Origin of the sequence: Planococcus notacanthi (genome assembly GCF_030407825.1) — a bacterium.
GTDB classification, from domain to species: Bacteria; Bacillota; Bacilli; order Bacillales_A; family Planococcaceae; genus Planococcus; species Planococcus notacanthi.
Map to the genome: position 1 here is coordinate 401,123 of NZ_JASDCQ010000004.1, position 21,740 is coordinate 422,862.

A 21,740-nucleotide genomic window follows, 5' to 3' on the forward strand; every position below is an offset into this window, starting at 1 on the left:
TTCGGCTAAATACCCCAATCGGATTTCAAAATGTCCTTGAGGATTTCCATGTGATCGGGGCCGATTTTCTCAGCGACTTTATTTTCCAACTGAACTTTTAGCGCTTCGTTTTTCTCGTAGCATTCTTCCCCAAAAGCCGTCAGCCGGATACACTTTTCTTTTTTATTATTTTCCACATTCCTTACTTCCACTAATCCTTTAGAAGCTAAATTTTTAATGAACTTATGGATCGCCTGCCTGGAAATATCCACATTTTTCGTAACGTAGGCAATGGTGGGCTGTTTTTTATAAATGCGTGCCATAATGTACCATTCAGAATTGGAAATATGGAATTCGCTATTATCATTCCATGCCTTCTCCGAAATTCTCCGCGTTGTTATATGGCGTTCGCTTATCAAATCGATCAAATTCAACTTCTGTAATTCCGCGTCCGGGGCCAAACAGTTCACTCCTATCATCTTCTTCGCCATTTAATATACCGATTCCATCTGGCGAAGTCAATTTGTAGAAATACTTACAAGTTTGCGGAAAGTGGTCTGGTTCCCCTCCCTCCTGTTATACTCTGAATAATAGCTGAAGATGGAGGTTTTTAAGTTATGCAAAACAAGGACATTCCACGGAAATTTCCACATGACTTTTTATTCGGTGCAGCTTCTGCTTCCTATCAAGTAGAAGGCGCCGCCAACGAAGATGGTAAAGGGCCGACCAATTGGGACGTCTTTTCCAAAATTCCCGGCAAAACATTCGAAGGCACCAACGGCGACATCGCCGTCGACCATTATCATCGCTACAAAGAAGATATCCGTTTGATGGCAGAGATGGGTCTGGAGTCATACCGCTTCTCCGTTTCATGGGCACGTATTTTGCCGGACGGTGACGGCAGTATTAATGAAAAAGGGCTGAAATTTTATAATAACCTAATCGATGAATGCCTGAAATACGGCATCGTTCCGTTTGTCACGCTGTATCATTGGGATTTGCCGCTGGCACTTGAAAAAGATGGCGGCTGGACCAATAAGCGGACAGCAGAAGCTTTCGTCAAATACGCAGATATCTGTTTCCGATCGTTCGGTGACCGCGTCAAGCATTGGATCACTTTCAACGAAACCGTTATGTTCTGTGGATTGGGCTATTTGAAAGGCGCCCACCCACCAGGCATTCAGAACGATGTAAAGAAATACTTTCAGGCGACCCATCATGTTTTCTATGCACACGCCAAGGCAGTGGAAACCTATAAATCGCTCAAGCAATACGGTGAAATCGGAATCACCCACGTCTTTCTTCCGGCTTATAGCGTCGACGACACCGAAGAAAACTCGAGAGCCGCCGAGCATGCCAATGCCTATGAGACCCACTGGTATTACGATCCGATTTTAAAAGGCGAATATCCTCCGTATGTTGTGAAGCACCTGGAGGAAAAAGGCTGGACGCCCGATTGGACTGGCGAAGAGCTGGACACTTTGAAAAGAAACGCTGACCACAATGATTTTATCGGACTCAATTACTACCAGCCCATCCGTGTAGAAAAAAATCATGAAGCCGTTTCTTCTATCGAACATTCACGGGAGACTTCTACGTTGGTTCCTGGCAGTCCTTCTTTCGATGGCTTTTACCGAACTGTCAAAATGGACGATAAAACTTATACCAAATGGGGCTGGGAAATCTCGCCACAAGGGTTTCTGGATGGACTCCATATGCTGAAAGCGCGCTATGGGGACGTCAAGATGTATGTTACAGAAAACGGTTTGGGTGATGAAGACCCGATCATCGCCGGTGAAATTGTCGACATTCCGCGAATCAAATACATTGAAGAACATCTAAAAGTCATCAAAAAAGCCATAAGCCAAGGCATTAACCTGAAAGGTTATTACGCCTGGTCTGCCATTGATCTGTTAAGCTGGCTCAATGGCTATAAAAAGCAGTACGGCTTTATCTACGTCGACCACAAAAATGGATTAAACCGCAAGAAAAAGCTGTCATTCCATTGGTATAGGCAAATAATTGAGACACGTGGAGAAGAGCTTTAGTACCCTTAATACAATCAGCCAGTTGCGAGATTCACTACACGCCACTGGCTGATTGTATTTTTTTACAAGCTACTCACGTTTGATCTCAGCCATTACTTTCTCGTACATGCTCTCTATTCCGATGCCAGTCAACAACGGCACCCCATCGATCACTTTTTCTTTTATATTATTTGGCACCAACGTGGTGGACAGCACGACATCGTATTCATCAATCCTGTTTATCTCGTCACTGACTTTTGATTGGTAAATCTTCACATCCTGGCTCAAGTTATTGTCTTTCAACCACTGTTCCACTTTTCCTTTAACCACAGTCGAAGTGGCGATGCCTGTTCCGCACATGATCAATAGCTTTTTCACTTAACTTCCTCCCCTTCTGCGACTGCTTCCGTCCGTTTCTGTCGCTTTGGTTTGATTTTATTTTGGTAAATCAATCCGAATAAGATTAGCAGCCCCAGCCCGATCATGCCATACCAGCTAAGGATTTTAGGTATCCAAACAAAGATGAAGGTGGTCCAAACCGCTCCATCAATCAATGAGGAAATACTGGTATTCTCGCCCATTTCAAAATTCGATGCAATGGCTGCTTCTGTAAATAAGGGTGCAATCCACGTAGCGATATAAAAACCAATTCCGATGTAAATGGAACCTCCGATAACGGTACGGATAATATTGCCTCTGAAAATCGGCACCATTAAACAAATCAAGAATGGAATTGAAGCCAAATCAGCAAAAGGCAAAACAGAATTTCCAGGCAGCAGAACAGCCATAAAAATCGTAATTGGGATAATCAGCAACGCGGAGGATAAAACCGCCGGATGCCCAATTGCCAAAGCGCTGTCCATGCCGATATAGAGATCTCTTCCGGGGAAGCGTTTCTTAACAAATTCGCCTGCAGCTTCCGAAACCGGAATCAAGCCCTCCATCAACAAAGCGACCATACGCGGAAGGAGAACCATAACGGCACCGGTCTGAATGGACAGCTGCAGAATACCCGGGATGTCATAGCCGGCCAGTATCCCGATCAGAATTCCGATCAACACACCAATGATGGTTGAGTCTCCGAGAATCCCGAGTCTTTTTTGAATGGATTCCGGATCGGCTTCCAATTTGTTGAAACCGGGAATCCTATCAAAAATCCAATTCATCGGCATGGCAACAAAAGCGGATGGCGCCGATGTCCCGTGCGGAAACGTAATGTTTTGGAAACCGTAAAACTTTTCAATATGCTTTGCCAAAACGTCTGCCATCAGATAAAGAAGCAGCAAGTGAACAATTATGGTCAATACCCCAAGCCAAAAATCTGAAGTTAAGGCGTAGACCAACGATCCTGTAAATGCCACATGCCAGAAATTCCAGATATCGACGTTCAAGGTTTTGGTTAAACCGAAAGTCAGCAACAGAATGTTGACGCCCACCCCCAACGGAATAGCCAAACTCCCCAACGACGTACCATAGGAAATGGCAGAAGCTGCTGGCCAACCTACGTCAATGGTATTCAACTGAAAACCGAAATTATCGACCATCGATTGGGCAGCTGGCCCCAAACTGTCGACAAGCAAGCCAATGACCAAATTGATTCCGACAAACCCAATCCCGACAATAATCCCGGCACGCAATGCTTTTCCCGGTTTAGTCCCCAATACCAACGCGAAGATAAATATCAAAATCGGCAGTAAGACAGTAGCCCCTAGATCCACAAACCATTGCAGAAACCCCATCAAGTTCACTCCTCTATTCATATTTTCATTGATAGAAAGAAAAGGCTCATTTTAGGGATAGCCGAGCAAGTTTACAGCCTGCCCTCGATTAGTTCATTCAGTTCATCAACGCTTTTGGTGTGTGCCAGTTTTATAACCATATCGGGATTCTGGATTAATTCTATTAATTTTTGCAGGGTTTCCAGTTGATCTTCCGGATTGTTCAATGCAAGCATGAATATCAGCTTTACATCCACGAGTTTGTCATCTGTACCCATCATTAAAAATTGAACGGGACTTTTTAAGCTTGCAAAAGCAATTCTCGATTCATGGACCATATCCCCATCCGTATGTGGAATCGCTACCCCGAAAGGTTCTGTAGGCAATCCGGTCGGGTAATTTTTTTCCCTTTCCATAACGCTGTCGATAAACCCTTCTTTGACGAATCCTCCCGCGGCTAAACGGGTCCCCATTAACTGCAATGCTTCTTCTTTTGTTGCAGCCTCCAAGTCGATGAAGACCAAATCTTCCTCTATTCCCATCTTCTCCTCTCCTTTTTTTGCATCAGTAGAAAAAGTTTAATTGAATAACATGAGTTCTTCTTTCGGCTTTACAAATGTTCTTGTTGCGCACCTTTGATATCACTCTTATTATAGAAGCGACCCAAAGATAATTCAATATAAATATCTGAATAATCAATCATTATATTCAGCAAAATTTAATGAACAAACAAAAAAACCTCTAGGCTAGAGGTTTTTCATCTTTACTTTTAATAATAGTATATGGTTCCCCAGCATTTCTCTCCTGCAGCTTATTCTTCGCATACCCAACGAATAACGTCATGAACACCATCCCGACCGCCAACATGGAGATGCTTCCTGCTAAATAAGTTGAATCCATCGAAAACAGAACTTCCTTTCTGAACCACGATTGGAATGGGAGGCCGAATCCTAAGAGCACAGCGAAAAATAACACTTTCACTTTCCAATTCTTGCCTTTCATTTTTTTAATCGAGTTATTCACAAACAAACGCAAGAATGCGAGAGCTGATCCAATTCCAAAAAAGATCAGTAAAAACATTTTAATGTCTTCGTTTAATACAAAAGCTTTCGACAACATGACAGCCGCAATAAGTAGCATAACCCACATGACGATCGTTGTTTTTTTCATTTCCATCACCTTTTCCCCGAATTCCACTAAACACACTGTTGAGTGGTTATAGGTTAATTTTAGAGGTCTGCTATAATTAAAGCAATAAACAAAAAACACTTAACTGTTGATAGCTGTGGAGGGATATGGATGATGGCTGTTTACGATGACATGAATGAAAAAACAAAAGAAAAGATCCAAAAGAGCTTCCTTCAATTGCTTCAGGAAAAGAACTTTATAAAAGTTTCTGTCCAGGACATTGCAAAAGCCTCAGGTATAAACAGAGGAACTTTTTATCTTCACTACTTAGATAAGTACGATCTTCTCGACCAAATGGAAGAAAACTTGCTTACTGGACTGGAAGTCCAATTGGAACGGCTCCAACCTGATCGTTTGTTGCTGGAAGCAGAAAAAGGAAACATCTCGATGCATGCGGTTGAAGTATTTCGCTATATTCAACTGAATGCCGAAACTTTTAAGGTGTTTTTAGGCGGCAATAACCGCGTCGGCTTTCATAAGCGGTTGAAACAATTCTTCGTAGAGCATTTCCTGGAAAAAATGATCAGCAACGAACTTTTTTTCAACAGTACCACGGTTCCACAAGACTATTTGTCTTCTTTTGCCACTTCAGCTTTTTTGGGGCTCATCGAGCAGTGGCTGGATAATGACTTAGCAGAAACACCTACACAAATGGCTGAAATGTATATTCAGATTATCTTCTTTATCAAGAATTTATGAACCACAAACTTCCTGAAGACAGAAAAAGACAGTCTCCTAAAGTAATAGGAAACTGTCTTTTCTTTATTTGCGTGTGGTACTCATATCGGATTCTCCAGCTATTTCAATGCCTGTCTCGTCTTTAACGACAAAGAAAGATTTAAAGACGAAGGCTGCAAGAGCCGCTCCGACAAGAGGTGCTACGATAAATACCCATAATTGAGCAAGTGCGTCGCCGCCAGCAAAAATAGCAGGAGCTAAACTTCTGGCAGGGTTTACAGAAGTACCTGTCAATGGTATGCCGATGATATGAACCAATGTCAACGTCAAGCCGATGACAATCCCTCCCATGTGGGAAGTGGCTTTACTTGTAGTGACACCCAAAATGGCAAGGACAAAGATGAAGGTAAGGATGACTTCAATCACAAGCGCTCCTGTCAAATTCAAACCGACTGCACTCAACTCACCATATCCGTTTGCGCCAAACCCTTCCAAGCTGGTCGAACTTGCGACAACAAAAGCCAGAATCGAACTCCCTGCAAATGCTCCCAATATCTGTGCAACGACATAACCGCCAAACTCCTTAGCTGTCATATTACCGGAAATCAGCACAGCCAACGAAACTGCGGGATTGACGTGGCATCCTGAAATATGGCCGATGGCGTATGCGCCCGCTACAATCGACAGACCGAAAGCGAATGCGATGGCCAAAACGCCAAGAAATCCTGTATCCGTTCCACCTGTGTACCCTCCGAGAACAACTGCTGCACCTGTCCCTAAGAATACCAAAATAAATGTACCGATAAATTCCGCCAAATACTTTTTCACTTTAAGCAACTCCCTTCTGTTAACCAAATTTTTGAAGATTCATTTCTTTTCACTGCATTGAAGCTGGATTGCCGGATATTCAAAAGAAGTTTTGTATCTCATCAATTCCCCCCGCCTTAATCGTTCATGACTTCCTTTAAAATAAGCATTTTGAACGAGGAGCAACAGCAGCTTCTTTGGTTTTCTGTACTTCCCCTGCCCTCCAATCCATTTAGATCCCCTTATTCGCCTCTATTTGAACTTTCTTAGCGATTTGATTGAGCTGCACCATTTTTCGTTTCTGCCAGAATAGTTAATAACATAATTCCCTAAAACATTGGAAATCCCTTTTACTTTTACAATAAAGATCACAAAAGGACTTCCCACCAGCGGTGGAAAGTCCTTTATTTTGTTGCTACTCATCTTAACTGTTAAATCTGCAATAAAAAACGGAAGATGTTTGTCACGAAACTCCTGCTTCCATTCAAACGCGTTTATTTTTCAACCGCTTCTGCTAACTCCACTTCTTGATTCGAAGCTTCAAAAGCATCCAGCAAGGCACGCACTTGATCCGTCGTTTCGGTATACATTAATTGATTTCTCAACTCACCGGCTCCACGGACTCCGCGAACATAAATCTTAAAGAAGCGGCGGAGAGGCTTGAAGGCAATCGGCTCGATGTCTGTCGAATATTTATCATGAAGGTCCAACTGCAAACGCAAAAGATCAAACAATTCCTTCGTGCTGTGTTCTCGCGGTTCTTTTTCGAAAGCGAACGGATTGTGGAAAATGCCTCGTCCGATCATAACGCCATCGATGTCGTATTTCTCGGCAAGTTCCATGCCTGTTTGGCGATCTGGAATATCTCCGTTGATTGTCAACAAGGTATTCGGTGCGATTTCATCACGAAGCTGCTTGATTTCAGGAATCAATTCCCAATGCGCAGGCACTGCGCTCATTTCTTTTTTCGTCCGCAAATGAATCGACAGATTGGCGATGTCCTGCTCCAGTACATGGGTCAGCCAGCCTTTCCATTCCTCCACATCCGTGTAGCCAAGGCGCGTCTTGACACTGACAGGCAAGCCGCCAGCCTTTGCCGCCTGGATGATTTCAGCAGCGTTGTCCGGATAATTGATCAGTCCACTGCCTTTTCCTTTGGCGGCAACGTTCGGTACCGGACAGCCCATATTGATATCAATCCCTTTGAAGCCCTGCTTCGCCATTCCGATGCTCATTTCCTGGAAATGCTCAGGCTTGTTGCCCCATATGTGAGCCACCATCGGCTGCTCATCTTCAGTAAACGTCAGACGTCCCCGTACACTGAAAATGCCTTCCGGATGACAATAACTTTCCGTGTTCGTAAACTCCGTAAAAAACACATCAGGCCGTGCTGCTTCCGCCACTACATGGCGAAATACCACATTGGTGACATCTTCCATCGGCGCCAATACAAAAAACGGTCGCGGCAACTCACGCCAAAAATTTTCTTTCATATGCAAATTCCAATCCTTTCATTACGGGATCGAAGGCCAGACCTTCATCCAAATGTTCTTCATTTATCTATTCTATAATCATTAACTATCAACGATATAAGGGCACTCTACTTTTCTTAACCTTATACAGTTTACACGAATCGTGCGTTTCTGGAAAGAGACGTGCTTTGAAGAGAAGTTCTCATGCAGCGCGTCAGCAATTAGTAAACAAGAAGCACAGAAAAACCTCTCAACAATTCACCGCATTGTTGAGAGGTTCTCTACTGGTTGAACCAGTGCTTCATGCTTTCGTCGAGTTGTTCGAATGTCCTGTCTAGCAATTCTTTCGGAATTTTTGAATACCCGTCTCCCATATGTACTTCGAAATAACAGGAGTGTTCATCCATTTCTTTGAGGTAACTGGTTATCCCTATTCCTGTTTGCTGTTCCAGCTCCAATAAAATCGGTTCGACTTGCTCTTTAGCTTGCCTGAACTGGACATGAAACATATTAGAAACCGGAACAGCAGGAAGTGTTGAAATGCCATAACACGCATTAAACCGTTCAGCCACTTCCTTAGCTTCCTCATAATACTGTTCCATTTTATTGGAACGCATGTCAAAGTAATAATCTGCGGGTATGATATAAGGATACAAACTGATTAAATCGCCGCCGTGGCGCCTTTTCCAAACTTTTGATTGCTTGATAAAATCGTTGTCACCTGCTAATATAGCACCCGCAATTCCGCCAATCCCTTTATATAAAGAAAGGTAAACGCTATCGAATAAAGAACAGACATCATGTGCTGTTTTCTGATAGTAAGGGAGAACTTCCAATAACCGGGCACCGTCGAGATGAAGCCGAATCTGCCGATCACGGCAATATTGAGAAATTTGTTCAAGCGTTTCAAAACTTGGCAACTGACCGCCTATTTCCCGTTGGGGCAGTTCCAATAAGATAGCCGCAACCCCGTCTTCCATTTTGATGACGTCATTCAGATCGATTACCTGATCACGTTTAGTAAGGAAAACCGAGTCAATATGATGCAATTCTTTTAAACCGCCTTCTTCATGAATCTCTAAATGGCTAAGTGGATGGTACGCTACTTTTCCGGTTCCCTTTTCATCACACCAGATTCGCAAGGCAATTTGCTGGGCCATCGTGCCGCTCGGGAAAAAGACCGCGTCCTCTTTTCCTAATAAAACTGCCATTTTCTTTTGGAAATCCTCAATGATCCGGCCCTTACCATACTTATCACTTTCCAGATCATCTTCTATATTTTGAAATGCTTCTTTTAAAACCTGGATATTCCGTTCACCATTTCCCGCCAGTTTGTAGGCCGTTTGATTATAGGCCCTCTCCAATTGATTTTCTTCGCCCACCTTATAAACCCCTTTCAGAAAAACTTATACGTATTCTTTCCTGAAGTTTTTGCCTCGTACAAAGCCTGATCAGCGTGTTTAAGAAGCGCCGCTAATTCTTCAGTACCACTGGCCGGATATGTGACAACTCCGATACTAGTAGAAAGTTGATACTGGGCATCCCACTTACTTAAGCGATCGAGTACATGCTGCGCCTGTTGGCTTATGTCTTCTTTACTGCCTATAGAAGGAAAATGCATGACAAACTCATCGCCTCCTAATCTGACCGCAAAAGCGTCCGGCTGTTCAGCCGCCAACTTCTGAAGCCTGGAAGCCACTTCCTTCAACACGCCATCGCCTGCTTCATGGCCATGGAGATCATTTACCTTTTTAAACCCATCCAAATCCAGAAAGAAAATCACGCCACCTTTACTGGAATGATTGTCAAAGAAATTAGAGAGATACCGTCTGTTATACAGATCCGTCAACGCATCCCGATAAGCAAAACGCTCAAGATCCAAATAATAAGAAAACATCCGAACAATTTTTTGGAGCAATTGGATACTCTTCGCATCAAAGTGGGTGACTTCATCATTGATTGCACATAATGTTCCAAATTTCTCTCCATTCACAAGAGAAATCGGCAAGCCCAAGTAAGACCGGATATTCACTTCATCAAGCTTCTGCTGAAGTTTCTCTAAGCTGCTTTCTTTTTGGATATCTTCATAGATCAGAGGCTGGTTGTTTTGAAAATCCACTCGATTGCAAAGCGTTTCATTCAGGTTTAACACCAGTCCTTCTGCCACGGCAATACTGGTATCTTCATTAGAAAGCTTGAGAATAACTTGTTGGCTATCGCTAAGTGACGTTAAATAGATCAATTGATCCGGCAAGATTTCTTTTGCCAATTCCAGCACATCGTTGGCCAGTTCATCAAAATTTTTATACATCTGCAATTCTTGATACGTAGTTACCATGGCACACCTCGAATATTTTCAAATTTCATTTTATCGATCCATCCTCTCTTAAGGAAATGAAGCAATCTTAAAATCATTTCCTTGCTTCAAAAAACGGGGATCTTGTTGTATTTCTTAAAGCTTAACATATCAAGCTGATAAGCATTTAATATGAATTCAAAAATATTTCTTCCCATCGGCAAAGATTGCTTCTTAATTTACACCTAATAAAAAAGGACGAAACCGGTGTGGTTTCATCCCTTTTGCTGATGGTCTTGAAAATACGGTCTTCCAGCCATTTTGTTAATCGCAACAATTTTTCGTTCAGTTACAGTTTGCAATAAAACACTCAATAAGAAACCCAGCTTAATCCTGTAGTTCCTTCGCCTGCATGGACGCCCACACAAACACTAAGTGCAGCGACTTGCACTTTCAATGCTGGAAACTCTTGCAACAGCTCGCTCTTCCATGTTTCTGCATCAGCGGCATTGTTGCAGTGAATAACAGCAACTTCCGGCACAGTTCCGGTCTCCATATCCGCACGAAGGGAATGAGTCACCTTATCTTTGGCCCGTTTGTTTAAACGAACTTTTTCCTTCAGGACTGTTACTCCATCTTCAAAACTGATGACCACTTTAATGTTCAGCAGATTGGTGACGAAGTTTTGTGTGCCAGACACACGCCCGCTTTTATGCAATTGATTCAAGCTTGAAGGAATAAAGGACAACCTTGACCGAGTCGCCATTTTATTGATCGTTGCCACCACTTCTTCCGCGTCTTTGCCTTCTGCAAACAACCCTGCGCCTACTTCAATCATCTTCCCCATCGGAAAAGAACCGATTTTTGAATCGATGGGATAGACAGTGAAATTTGTCATCTTCGCAGCTGCCTGAGCACTTTCAAATGTCCCTGACAGGCCACTCGATAAATGAAGCGCAATCGCAAAGTCATACCCTTCCGACTCCAATTTTTCATACAGGGAAACCATCTCGCCAATTGCCGGCTGTGAAGTTTTAGGTGAAACTTTCGCTATCCGTAATTTATCGTAAAACTCTTCTTGTGTAAAATCGATGGATTCCCGAAACGATCCATCCGAAAAAACCACACTAAGAGGCAGAATGTGTACATTGTGTTTTTGGATGAAAGCCTCATCCAATTGTGCAGCCGTATCGGTAATCCAAGCTATTTTTTTCATTAACGTTTCTCCTCTAAATGTGAGTTTATCAGCATCGTAAGTGGCCTGCTCTTGCTAACTTACAGGAGGGTTTAATCGAGTGCTAGTGACAGCCGTCATATACAGAAAAAGTTCTACATTGGCCGACATGATTTGAACATATATTGCTGTTTTTCTTTTTTGAGAATAGGAGCTATATATGTTCAAATAAAAAAGCCTCCTCTCAATTCATTGAATTGAGAGGAGGCTCATGGATTTAAATTTACTATGACCAATAAATAATCACGGTTTATTGAAGCATCTTTTCGTCCCGGGTAAAATCAAGGACTTAAAGAATTACTTACATCATGCCGCCCATGCCGCCCATATCAGGCATTCCACCCATTGGTGCTGCTGGTTCCGGGATGTCTGCTACGACTGCTTCAGTCGTCAAGAACATAGCTGCAACAGAAGCTGCGTTTTGAAGCGCTGAACGGGTAACTTTGGTTGGATCAACGATTCCTTCTTCCACCATGTTAACCCACTGTCCATTTGCTGCGTTGAAGCCGATGCCGATTTCTTCGGATTTCAGGCGGTGAACGACGATTGATCCTTCAAGGCCTGCGTTTGTCGCGATTTGGCGAACCGGCTCTTCAAGTGCACGAAGCACAATGTTGACGCCTGTTGCTACGTCGCCTTCCTCTGTTTCAAGAAGTTCTGCAACCTTGTTGTAAATGTTGACTAGCGCTGTACCACCGCCGGCAACAATGCCTTCTTCGACAGCTGCACGAGTTGAGTTCAACGCATCTTCAATGCGAAGTTTACGTTCTTTCAATTCTGTTTCAGTAGCCGCTCCGACTTTGATGACTGCAACGCCGCCAGCCAATTTAGCTAGACGCTCCTGCAATTTCTCTTTGTCGAATTCAGAAGTTGTTTCTTCGAGCTGGTTGCGGATCTGTGTAACACGAGCGACGATTTGTTCCTGGTCGCCGGCGCCTTCCACGATGGTTGTGTTTTCTTTCGAAACAACCACTTTTGATGCGCGCCCAAGTTGAGCGATGTTCGTTGTCTTCAATTCAAGTCCAAGATCTTCTGTAATCACTTCTGCGCCAGTTAGTGCAGCGATATCTTCCAGCATCGCTTTGCGGCGGTCACCGAAGCCTGGTGCCTTAACAGCTACAGCATTGAATGTGCCGCGCAATTTATTGACAACCAATGTCGCCAATGCTTCGCCTTCAACATCTTCAGCCACGATTAACAATGGCTTGCTTTGCTGAACGACTTGCTCAAGAATCGGAAGGATTTCCTGGATGTTGCCGATTTTCTTGTCAGTAACCAAGATGAATGGGTTATCCAATACCGCTTCCATTTTGTCTGAATCCGTCACCATGTATGGAGACTGGTATCCACGGTCGAATTGCATTCCTTCAACCACATCAAGTTCAGTTGTGAAGCCGCGAGATTCTTCCAAAGTGATGACGCCGTCGTTGCCGACGCGCTCCATTGCTTCTGCGATCAGTTTGCCGACTTCTTCATCACCAGATGAAATCGCTGCAACTTGTGCAATCGACTCTTTTCCTTCGATTGGCTTGGAAATGGCTTTCAATTCCACAAGCGCGTTTTCCACTGCCAATTCGATTCCACGGCGGATGCCTACAGGGTTCGCGCCAGCTGTAACGTTCTTCAAGCCTTCACGGATCATTGCCTGCGCAAGAACCGTCGCTGTCGTTGTACCGTCACCGGCGATGTCGTTTGTTTTAGAAGCTACTTCCGCAACAAGTCTCGCCCCCATGTTTTCAAAAGCATTTTCAAGTTCGATTTCTTTTGCAATCGTTACACCATCATTGGTGATCAACGGCGAACCGAATTTTTTATCAAGAACCACGTTGCGCCCTTTTGGCCCAAGTGTCACTTTCACTGCATTTGCTAATTTATCTACGCCTTGCAGCATTAGACTGCGTGCGTCTTCACTGAACTTAATATCTTTTGCCATGTTTAGCTTCCTCCTGTTTCGCTGGTTTATTTTAGCCTAAAACTGCTAATATATCGTTTTCACGTAAAATCAAATATTCTTTGCCTTCATATTTCAATTCAGATCCTGCGTATTTCGAGAAGATGACGCGGTCGCCAGCTTGCACGTCCAATTCTGTGCGCTGCCCGTTTTCACGGATAAGTCCATTTCCTACAGCGATCACATGGCCCTCCTGCGGTTTTTCCTGTGCTGAACCCGGCAAGACGATTCCGCTTGACGTTTTTTCTTCCGCTTCGATGAGCTCAATAATTACACGATCTCCTAGTGGTCTTAACAATTGAAACACCCTCCTCAAATTATCTAAATATTCTCGATTAGCACTCTCAACCTCTGAGTGCTAACCCACTACCAAGTTTAATAAAATCTTCAGTCTTTTGCAAGCGGTAACCATTAGTATTTTGATTTCTTTGCGGTTGTTCTTTGAAAGCTCTACAATAGAAGGAGCATCCCCCAGTGAAAGGAATTACATCATGCCCACCAAACGAAAAACCTTTATAGACAGTTTCTTGAAAAACGGCAGCTCCTCTCGCCCGAAAACCAAAAAGAACAGCAGCTACCGCCCGAAAGCACAAGGGACAAAAACGCCGCTTTATGTATTGTTGATCTTTATTGCTGCACAGTTATCACCGATTCTGTTCATCTCCCCTACCTTGAATTATTTCCTGGACCAAGGCATGGACCGGGAAGCTGCCGGCGCCGCCACTTCAGGCTGGCTGATTTTCCTGACTATGGGCATCGGTTTCATTTTAACGCTCCTGATCATTTTCCGGGACAAGCGCTTTTTCGATATATGGAAAGGCACAAAATCCACAGTCTTCATGTCGGTTGTCTGGGGCTTTCTCGGCTTTCTGCTTCTGCTGATCGGCCAATCAGTCGCCGCTTTAATTGAAATGAAGGTTCTCGGCATTGATCCCGGTTCTGAGAATACCGCTTCCTTAGTCTATATCGCTGAAGCGGTGCCGCTCGCTATCGTTTCAATCGTCTTGTTCGGACCAATTCTCGAAGAACTGGTTTTCCGCCGCGTCCTATTCGGTTCACTGAACCAAACGACCAATTTCTTTTTCGCAACAGCGATCAGTGCATTAGTGTTCGCTTTGATTCACTTTGATTTTACGCATTTGCTGCTTTACTTCACTACCGGCTTGATCTTGGCGTTCCTGTATCAGAAGACCAAACGGATCATCACGCCGATTATTGCCCATATGTGCTTGAATGGCTATGTCATGCTGATTCAACTCAATATGGATAAGATTTTGGAATTCCAGGAACAGATGGAAAAACTTCAAACAACCGGTTTTTCTACTTTCTTTTAATCAGCTGTAAAGAGACGAAAAACATATTTCCCATAAGAAAAAGCCTTCCCCGATTTTGATCGGTGGAAGGCTTTATTTTTCTTCAATGATTTGTTGCTGTTCTTCGATAATCTGCTGTTGCTCCGCTTTCAAGAACTTACGGTAACCAATCTTAGCGATGATGACACTGAATTCATACAGCACAATCAACGGCAAAGTCACAATCATATGCGAGACGATGTCCGGCGGTGTAATGAACGCTGCAATGATCACTAAACCAAGATAGGAGTACTTGCGGTATTTCGTCATCAGCATCGGGGTAATGATCCCAAGCCTTGTCAGAAACAGCATAAGGACCGGCAGTTGGAAAATCAAACCGAACGGCAACGTAATCTGGAACAGAAACTGGAAGTACTCATTGATCCCAATTGTTTCTTGAATATCCATATTGTCAGAGATATTCAGCATAAATCCGATGACATAAGGAAATAGAATCAAATATGCAAAAGCGATGCCTCCCAGAAATAATAGAACAGAGAACGGAATATAGCTTAATGTCGCTCTGCGTTCTTTATCGAGAAGACCTGGACTGATAAACGCCCAGAACTGATACATGATCAATGGGGACGTGATGATCAGCGCTAAAATCATAGTAACCTGCATAAAAATTTTCAGCGGATCCGTAATTTTAAACGCATTCAACGTCAGGTTTTTCGCTTCTTCGGTATACTGCAGATACTGGATCAGCGGTTGGGCAAGAAAAAAGCTGACAATAAGCGCTAATACAAAGAAAACGACTACAATGGTCAGCCGTTTTCTCAATTCACCTATATGTTCAACTAACGTCATATCTTTTTCTGTCATCAGACAAACATCCTATCGTATTTCCTTTTGCTCATCTTTCTTTTTCAAATCTACTTTATCGTCGTCGTCATCCACAAGTCCTTTTGTAGCGTTTTTAAACTCGCGCAAAGACGAACCGAATGCTTTTCCAAGTTCCGGCAACTTTTTAGGACCGAAAACTAACAAGGCAACAACCCCGATAACGATGATACTCATTGGACCTGGCATACGTGGCACCTCCTGTATTATGGCTCTATTTTACATCATTCAAGCTGTTTTGGCTATTTCCAAAGGCCTTTGAAATGTGAAGGTTTTAAGTCATTGCTGCTTGATCTGGTAGATCAAAGTCTGCAGTTCAACGGACAAATCGATGGTCTGGACACGGATATGGTCGGGAACCGAAATGCGGACAGGCGTAAAATTCAAAATCCCTTTGATTTCGGTCTTCGCCAAACGGTCTGTCACTTCCTGGGCCGAGCGTGACGGCACTGTCAAAATAACCAGTTCCACGCCGTACTCTTTGATCTTCTCTTCAATCTTGTCTGGATGGTAGGTATCGATATCGCTGATCTTTTCGCCTTCCACCGGACTGTTCGAGTCAAAGGCCACAATGATTTTCGTGTTGTGGTTGCGATGGAAATTATACTTTAAGAACGCACTTCCGAGTCCTCCGACACCGATCAGCGCCACATTGGTAGCTTCGTCCTGATCCAAAGTCTTCCGAAAAAAGAGCAGCAGTTCCTGGACATCGTAGCCATAGCCTTTTTTTCCGAGCGCTCCCAGATGGGAAAAGTCGCGGCGGATTGTGGCCGAATCAATTTTCATCGCTTCGCTCAATTCCTGCGAAGAGATCCGTTTTTGTCCGGCATTCGCAAAATTTTGAAGGAAACGGTAATACAAAGGCAGCCGTTTGGTTGTGGCTTGCGGAATTTTAGATGTCTCATGTAACATACGCTTTCGCATCCTCCTGAGGTGTTGTCAAATCGCTTTCATCTTACATTAGGAACCTTGATATGTAAAGGCTTGTGCAATTGCGAACCAACGCCCCATCAGCTACACTTAGAGAGAATAGAGGTGACCTACATGATAGTTTTACAAGTGAATCAAGTCCATAAATCATTTGGCGCAGAAGAGATCCTTTCAGGCGTCAAATTGGAAGTACAGCATCGCGACCGTGTTGCATTAGTAGGCCGCAACGGTGCAGGAAAATCCACTTTATTGAAAATCATCGCCGGTGAAATGTCCCATGACAGCGGCGACATCATCATGCCGAAAGATTTGACGATCGGCTATTTGGAACAACAGACCAATTTGGAGTCGGATGCCACCATCTGGGATGAAATGATGACGATTTTCCATCATTTCCGTGAACAGGAATCGAAACTTCGCCGCTTGGAAGCACAAATGGCCGATCCTGATATATACAATAATCCTGAAGAAAACGACAAAGTCATGAAAGAATACGATCTGCTCCAGCATGATTTCAAAGATGCAGGCGGCTATCAATATGAAGCGGATACACGAGCCATCCTGAATGGCATGAAGTTCTATCCCGAAGACTATGACAAGAAAGTGGTGTCATTATCCGGTGGCCAGAAAACCAGATTGATGCTTGCCAAGCACCTGCTCAGCAAGCCGCAATTGCTGATTCTCGATGAACCGACCAACCACTTGGACATCGAAACGCTCAGCTGGCTGGAGAACTACTTGAAGAACTACCCGGGTGCTTTGCTGATCGTTTCGCATGACCGTTATTTCCTCGACCAAGTGGTAACGCTGATCTATGAAGTTTCCAGACACCGAGTCAAAAAGTATACCGGCAACTACAGCCGTTATTTGAATGAAAAAGCTAAACAATACGAATTGGACCAAAAGCAGTTTGAAAAACAGCAAGGCGAAAAAGCCAAGCTGGAAGATTATGTCCAACGCAATCTGGCACGGGCTTCAACGACCAAGATGGCACAAAGCCGCAGGAAGACCCTGCAAAAAACCGAATGGATGGAAGCTCCCGACGGCAATGAAAAATCAGCCCGCTTCGGCTTTACTATTGGCAAACAAAGCGGCAATGACGTCTTGAATGTCCAATCGCTGAAAATCGGCTATAGCAGCAAGCCTGTATCCGAAAACATTTCATTAAAACTGTACCGCCAGGAAAGCATGGCATTGGTCGGACCCAACGGCGTCGGCAAATCGACGTTGCTGAAAACCATCATGAAAGAGCTGAAACCGCTTGATGGCGATATTCATTACGGAACCGGCATCCAATTCGGCTATTACGACCAGGAACAAGCCAATTTAAAGGGCAATAAGCTGGTGCTGAACGAATTATGGGATGATTACCCTCTCATCAATGAAAAAGACATACGCGGCATCCTTGGGCGTTTTTTGTTTACAGGGGATGATGTCCTTAAACCGGTCTCAACTTTATCAGGCGGCGAGAAGGCACGAGTGGCCCTTGCCAAGCTGATGATGCAAAAAGCCAATGTCCTGCTTCTTGATGAGCCGACAAACCACTTGGATCTCGACAGCAAGGAAGTACTCGAGAACGCCTTGCTGGATTATCCCGGCACCCTGCTATTTGTATCGCATGACCGTTATTTTATGAACCGGATCGCTACAAAAGTCATTGAGCTTACTAAAGACGGCACAACCGAATACCTGGGCGACTATGATTATTATGTAGAGAAAAAATTGGAAATCGCTGAATTGAAAGCTCTTGATGAAGCAGAGTCGATGACGGAAGTAAAAGCGCCAACCGCAACTTCCACTTCGCAGATCAACAAAGAAGCGAAAAAACTGGAGCGCCAGCTGGTCCGCCAATCTGAAGAAGCCGAACAGGTAATGGAGAAACTAGATCAGCAAATTGCTGAAATTGAAGAACAATTGTGTGAGCCGGAAATCTTCCAGGACCACGAGCGGGTCTTGCCGCTTCAAAACCAATTGGAATCCTTAAAAGCCTCTCACGAAGAAACCATGGCACAATGGTTAGAACTACAGGAAAAAATTGAAAGTATTTAGTTTTGAACCGGCTGTTTTTCAGCCGGTTTTTTGTTACTATATATAGGTCAATAGGGTTTCGCAAAATATTTATTTCCACAGATTTCCCCACAACTTCGAAGTTGTCTTATCAACTGTCAACAGACTTATCCCCGTTATCCACAGGTTAACAAAATACTATCCACATAGTTTTCCACTTCTACTTACACAATATGTAGGATATCCTCTATTTACCCCCTAGTTATAAACAGTTTATTCACAAATTGTGCATAAGTACAAATGTTCTCTCTTGACAGAAAAATTCTGCCATCTTCATAAATATCTGAATTTTACGGTAAAAAAAAGCAAGTAATTACACACATTCCAGATGACCTGAAATGATGAAATTACTTGCTTTTATTAAATCCATGAGGTTAATGGCATACCCGGCCGGCCATTCATTGCCATCGTGCCATATAATCCTTTTTCGTACATGACAGTGCCTGCGGCTGCAATCATCGCGGCATTATCTGTACATAAAGGCAAAGAAGGAATATAGAAGGGAATCTCTTTTTCTTTGAATACCGATTCCAACGAGCTTCGCAAGCCTTTATTCGCGGCTACTCCACCAGCAGCAATCACTTGCTGGACTTTGTATTCCTCAGCTGCGCGCAGCGTTTTTCCAGTCACCACTTCCACCACACTGTTCTGGAAACCGGCTGCTACATGTTCTGGAGCTATTTTTTCGCCGCGCTGAGCTGCGTTATGCATGTAATTCAAGACAGACGATTTCAATCCACTGAAACTGAAATCGTAAGAACCTTCCTCCAGCCAAATTCTTGGAAATGCAATAGCCTCATCACTGGCATGTGCCAATCGATCAATATGAGGGCCGCCTGGATAAGGGAGATCCAGTGTCCGGGCAACTTTATCATAGGCTTCTCCAGCTGCATCGTCCCGTGTTTCTCCGATTACAGTGAAATCACCATGTTCTTTCATATAGATCAATTCCGTATGGCCACCCGAGATAACCAGCGCCAGAAGTGGAAATTCCATCTCTTGCTCCAAACGATTGGCATAAATATGGCCTGCGATATGATGGACTCCTGCTAAAGGCAGCTGATGGGCAAAAGCAAACGCTTTGGCCGCATTGACGCCAATCAGTAAAGCACCTACTAGACCTGGCCCTTCCGTTACCGCCACGGCATTCAGCTGATGCGGTTCCATTGCTGCCAACTGAAGCGCTTCTTCAATAACCAATGTAATTTGTTCTACATGGTGCCTAGAAGCAATTTCCGGCACGACCCCACCAAAACGTTTGTGGCTCTCAATTTGGGAAGCCACCACATTGGAGATGATTTCGGTGCCATTTTTAACAATCGAAGCTGCCGTTTCATCACAGCTCGTCTCAATTCCTAATATATAAATGTCTTTATTCATCAAAATTCACCCACATCACTATGGCATCCTCATAATTGTCCGTATAATACCGCTTACGGATGCCTCCATTTTTAAATCCTAATTTACGGTAAAGATTTTGTGCGACTGTGTTGCTGACACGGGCTTCCAATGTCATCAAGATCGCACCATGCGCTTTCGCAGTATCAATTGCCGCCTGCATCAAGCCCTCGCCCAGTTTTTTACCACGCTGTTCGGGAAGGATGGCGATATTCGTCACATGTGCTTCGTCCATGACGAGCCACATTCCGCAATAACCTACGATGCCTTCACTTGTTTCAGCAATCACATAATATGCATGTTCGTTGTTGATCATTTCATAGTAAAAAGCGTCTTTGGTCCAAGGCAAGGTAAAAGACAGGCGCTCTATTTCATAAACCTCGTCGATGTCCGCAATGGTCATTTTTCTGAATCTCACTTCTTCAATCATAGAGGTTGTCCTTCTTGCGCTTTATTATAATTGGCTTCTGCTTCTGTAATGCGGCGGTATTCAGGAACAGCATGATGAACATTGCTTTCTGGAGATTCCTGAGCCAGCAAAATGAGATTGGAAGCACGCGGCAACCGGTTCTGCATTCCGCTGAAATGAGCTGTTTCACCCAACACTTCACTGATTAATGCTTCGTGCAAGGACACATCCATCCCAGTGAAGAGTACAGGACGATTGAATTCTTTCACTTTCAATAAAAACTCTTTTACATCACTATGCTGATCGCCAATCACCGGCATCAAGCTGCTGCCCTCATATAAGCCGATAAAGGCGGTACCGCGCCGCGCATCCATCAGTGGACAAACCAGCCCCTCAAACCCTTGGCCGTTTGCAGCAAGCACCTTCAAGCTCGAGACTGGATGAAGGGGAATTTTCAAAGACCAGGCCAATGTTTTGGCAATGGTCAATCCAATACGCACACCTGTATAAGAACCTGGTCCTTCAGCTACGGCAATGTGCGTCAGGTCAGCAGGCGCCACTTTCGCTTTTTTCATCATTTCTTCAATCGCCGGCATCGCAGTTAGCGAATGATTGATTTTTAAATTAGATGTTTCTTCTATTAAAACCTTGCCATCTTCGATTAACGCAAGCGCCAAAGGAGAATTCGAGGTATCGATTCCTAGATAAATCATGATAAGTTTAGCTCCTTGCAAAGATTTTCATAGCGTCTGCCAATCGGGTGGAGGATAATCTTGCGTTCTTGCTCTGATTGCCGGGTAATTGTAATTTCCAGACGCTCCGTGGGTAGGTATTCTTCTATAAATATTGCCCATTCAACTACCGATACTGCTTCGCTGCTGAAAAATTCATCAAACCCGATGTCTTCGTCACTGTTCTCAAGACGGTAGACATCAAAATGATTCAATTCCAGACGACCGGAATATTGTTTTAAGATTGTAAAAGTCGGACTGTTGACCATCCGCTGAATTCCAAGTCCTTTTGCTAAGCCTTTTGTAAATGTCGTTTTCCCAGCCCCTAAATCGCCTTCGAGTGTCAAGAGGTCTCTAGGTTCCAGCAGTTCAGCCAAACTGGCCGCAAACGCTTCGGTTTCTGCAGGCGAGTTCAATGTAATTGTGTATGCCATTATCGTGTCACCTCTATTGAGTCTTTACATAGTTTAGCGAAATTGTTGAAGTAAATCAAAATATATCGTTTTGTCAGTGGTTTTTAATGAAAACAAAAAAAATAAACACAGCAGGATCGCTGTGTTCATCATCAAAATTACGGTCCCGACCGGGATCGAACCGGCGATCTCCTGCGTGACAGGCAGGCATGTTAACCGCTACACCACGGGACCAAAAAAAAATAGA

At 43.8% G+C, this 21,740-nt stretch carries 23 protein-coding genes and 1 tRNA gene; 4 read left to right on the plus strand and 20 right to left on the minus strand.

What is annotated here, in order from left to right; genetic code table 11:
- Window positions 1–5: 5 nt before the first annotated feature.
- Window positions 6–470: a MarR family winged helix-turn-helix transcriptional regulator gene (locus tag QMA01_RS15255; RefSeq protein WP_203341157.1), complete on the minus strand. Its 465-nt coding sequence runs from the start codon at window positions 468–470 to the stop codon at window positions 6–8.
- A 126-nt stretch (window positions 471–596) separates the two neighbouring features.
- On the opposite strand from QMA01_RS15255, the gene QMA01_RS15260 reads away from it, so the two are divergent.
- Complete coding sequence (locus tag QMA01_RS15260) at window positions 597–2,027, plus strand: GH1 family beta-glucosidase (RefSeq protein ID WP_290215419.1); 1,431 nt, start codon at window positions 597–599, stop codon at window positions 2,025–2,027.
- 69 nt (window positions 2,028–2,096) lie between these two features.
- Here the strand turns inward: QMA01_RS15260 and QMA01_RS15265 are convergent, their stop codons facing one another.
- From QMA01_RS15265 to QMA01_RS15280, 4 genes are all read right to left on the minus strand, one after another.
- Window positions 2,097–2,384, minus strand: coding sequence for a PTS sugar transporter subunit IIB (locus QMA01_RS15265; RefSeq protein ID WP_290185294.1), 288 nt, complete (start codon window positions 2,382–2,384; stop codon window positions 2,097–2,099).
- Window positions 2,381–3,745 carry a PTS galactitol transporter subunit IIC gene (locus tag QMA01_RS15270; RefSeq protein ID WP_290185292.1) on the minus strand — a complete coding sequence of 455 codons (1,365 nt, stop codon included), beginning with the start codon at window positions 3,743–3,745 and terminating at the stop codon, window positions 2,381–2,383. The genes QMA01_RS15265 and QMA01_RS15270 overlap by 4 nt, the downstream gene beginning before the upstream one ends.
- Before the next feature lie 71 nt (window positions 3,746–3,816).
- Window positions 3,817–4,266: a PTS sugar transporter subunit IIA gene (locus tag QMA01_RS15275; protein ID WP_290215420.1), complete on the minus strand. Its 450-nt coding sequence runs from the start codon at window positions 4,264–4,266 to the stop codon at window positions 3,817–3,819.
- A gap of 199 nt (window positions 4,267–4,465) precedes the next feature.
- Window positions 4,466–4,900 carry an MFS transporter permease gene (locus QMA01_RS15280; protein ID WP_290215421.1) on the minus strand — a complete coding sequence of 145 codons (435 nt, stop codon included), beginning with the start codon at window positions 4,898–4,900 and terminating at the stop codon, window positions 4,466–4,468.
- 123 nt (window positions 4,901–5,023) lie between these two features.
- On the opposite strand from QMA01_RS15280, the gene QMA01_RS15285 reads away from it, so the two are divergent.
- Window positions 5,024–5,611 (plus strand): TetR/AcrR family transcriptional regulator, encoded by a 588-nt coding sequence (locus tag QMA01_RS15285; protein WP_290215422.1) that lies wholly within the window; start codon window positions 5,024–5,026, stop codon window positions 5,609–5,611.
- A gap of 63 nt (window positions 5,612–5,674) precedes the next feature.
- Here the strand turns inward: QMA01_RS15285 and QMA01_RS15290 are convergent, their stop codons facing one another.
- From QMA01_RS15290 to groES, 7 genes are all read right to left on the minus strand, one after another.
- On the minus strand, window positions 5,675–6,418 hold the full coding sequence (locus tag QMA01_RS15290; protein WP_290215423.1) for an aquaporin: 744 nt from the start codon (window positions 6,416–6,418) through the stop codon (window positions 5,675–5,677).
- A 473-nt stretch (window positions 6,419–6,891) separates the two neighbouring features.
- Entirely contained in the window at window positions 6,892–7,890 is a 999-nt protein-coding gene (locus tag QMA01_RS15295) for a tRNA dihydrouridine synthase (protein ID WP_191716428.1), read from the minus strand.
- Between the two features lie 260 nt (window positions 7,891–8,150).
- A complete protein-coding gene (locus tag QMA01_RS15300; RefSeq protein ID WP_191716429.1) occupies window positions 8,151–9,251 on the minus strand; it encodes a threonine aldolase family protein in 1,101 nt (366 codons plus the stop codon).
- 14 nt (window positions 9,252–9,265) lie between these two features.
- Window positions 9,266–10,207 carry a sensor domain-containing diguanylate cyclase gene (locus tag QMA01_RS15305; protein ID WP_191716430.1) on the minus strand — a complete coding sequence of 314 codons (942 nt, stop codon included), beginning with the start codon at window positions 10,205–10,207 and terminating at the stop codon, window positions 9,266–9,268.
- A 328-nt stretch (window positions 10,208–10,535) separates the two neighbouring features.
- Complete coding sequence (locus tag QMA01_RS15310; RefSeq protein WP_290215424.1) at window positions 10,536–11,381, minus strand: DegV family protein; 846 nt, start codon at window positions 11,379–11,381, stop codon at window positions 10,536–10,538.
- 319 nt (window positions 11,382–11,700) lie between these two features.
- Complete coding sequence (groL, locus tag QMA01_RS15315) at window positions 11,701–13,332, minus strand: chaperonin GroEL (protein WP_191716438.1); 1,632 nt, start codon at window positions 13,330–13,332, stop codon at window positions 11,701–11,703.
- A gap of 31 nt (window positions 13,333–13,363) precedes the next feature.
- Window positions 13,364–13,648 carry a co-chaperone GroES gene (groES, locus tag QMA01_RS15320; RefSeq protein ID WP_006831533.1) on the minus strand — a complete coding sequence of 95 codons (285 nt, stop codon included), beginning with the start codon at window positions 13,646–13,648 and terminating at the stop codon, window positions 13,364–13,366.
- Window positions 13,649–13,841: 193 nt separating this feature from the next.
- Here groES and QMA01_RS15325 point away from each other — a divergent pair, with 193 nt between their 5' ends.
- Window positions 13,842–14,684: a CPBP family intramembrane glutamic endopeptidase gene (locus QMA01_RS15325; protein WP_290215425.1), complete on the plus strand. Its 843-nt coding sequence runs from the start codon at window positions 13,842–13,844 to the stop codon at window positions 14,682–14,684.
- A 72-nt stretch (window positions 14,685–14,756) separates the two neighbouring features.
- Here QMA01_RS15325 and tatC read toward each other — a convergent pair whose 3' ends face one another.
- The 3 genes from tatC to QMA01_RS15340 all read right to left on the minus strand — a co-directional run bounded on the left by tatC (window position 14,757) and on the right by QMA01_RS15340 (window position 16,457).
- Window positions 14,757–15,527, minus strand: a complete 771-nt coding sequence (gene tatC / locus QMA01_RS15330) for a twin-arginine translocase subunit TatC (protein WP_191716440.1) — start codon at window positions 15,525–15,527, stop codon at window positions 14,757–14,759.
- Window positions 15,528–15,539: 12 nt separating this feature from the next.
- A complete protein-coding gene (locus tag QMA01_RS15335) occupies window positions 15,540–15,734 on the minus strand; it encodes a twin-arginine translocase TatA/TatE family subunit (RefSeq protein ID WP_191716441.1) in 195 nt (64 codons plus the stop codon).
- A 90-nt stretch (window positions 15,735–15,824) separates the two neighbouring features.
- Complete coding sequence (locus QMA01_RS15340; protein ID WP_191716442.1) at window positions 15,825–16,457, minus strand: redox-sensing transcriptional repressor Rex; 633 nt, start codon at window positions 16,455–16,457, stop codon at window positions 15,825–15,827.
- Between the two features lie 132 nt (window positions 16,458–16,589).
- On the opposite strand from QMA01_RS15340, the gene QMA01_RS15345 reads away from it, so the two are divergent.
- Window positions 16,590–18,524, plus strand: coding sequence for an ABC-F family ATP-binding cassette domain-containing protein (locus QMA01_RS15345; RefSeq protein ID WP_290215426.1), 1,935 nt, complete (start codon window positions 16,590–16,592; stop codon window positions 18,522–18,524).
- A 378-nt stretch (window positions 18,525–18,902) separates the two neighbouring features.
- On the opposite strand, the gene tsaD is transcribed toward QMA01_RS15345, so the two are convergent.
- The 5 genes from tsaD to QMA01_RS15370 form a co-directional block, all read right to left on the minus strand.
- The gene (gene tsaD / locus QMA01_RS15350; RefSeq protein WP_290215427.1) at window positions 18,903–19,922 is read right to left on the minus strand and encodes a tRNA (adenosine(37)-N6)-threonylcarbamoyltransferase complex transferase subunit TsaD; all 1,020 of its coding nucleotides are present in this window, start codon (window positions 19,920–19,922) and stop codon (window positions 18,903–18,905) included.
- Window positions 19,915–20,370, minus strand: coding sequence for a ribosomal protein S18-alanine N-acetyltransferase (rimI, locus tag QMA01_RS15355; protein WP_191716445.1), 456 nt, complete (start codon window positions 20,368–20,370; stop codon window positions 19,915–19,917). The genes tsaD and rimI overlap by 8 nt, the downstream gene beginning before the upstream one ends.
- Window positions 20,367–21,062, minus strand: coding sequence for a tRNA (adenosine(37)-N6)-threonylcarbamoyltransferase complex dimerization subunit type 1 TsaB (gene tsaB / locus QMA01_RS15360; protein ID WP_191716446.1), 696 nt, complete (start codon window positions 21,060–21,062; stop codon window positions 20,367–20,369). Before tsaB ends, rimI begins: the two co-directional genes overlap by 4 nt.
- Window positions 21,059–21,514 (minus strand): tRNA (adenosine(37)-N6)-threonylcarbamoyltransferase complex ATPase subunit type 1 TsaE, encoded by a 456-nt coding sequence (tsaE, locus tag QMA01_RS15365; RefSeq protein ID WP_290215428.1) that lies wholly within the window; start codon window positions 21,512–21,514, stop codon window positions 21,059–21,061. Before tsaE ends, tsaB begins: the two co-directional genes overlap by 4 nt.
- Before the next feature lie 140 nt (window positions 21,515–21,654).
- Window positions 21,655–21,727: transfer RNA gene (locus tag QMA01_RS15370), tRNA-Asp, on the minus strand.
- Window positions 21,728–21,740: the final 13 nt, after the last annotated feature.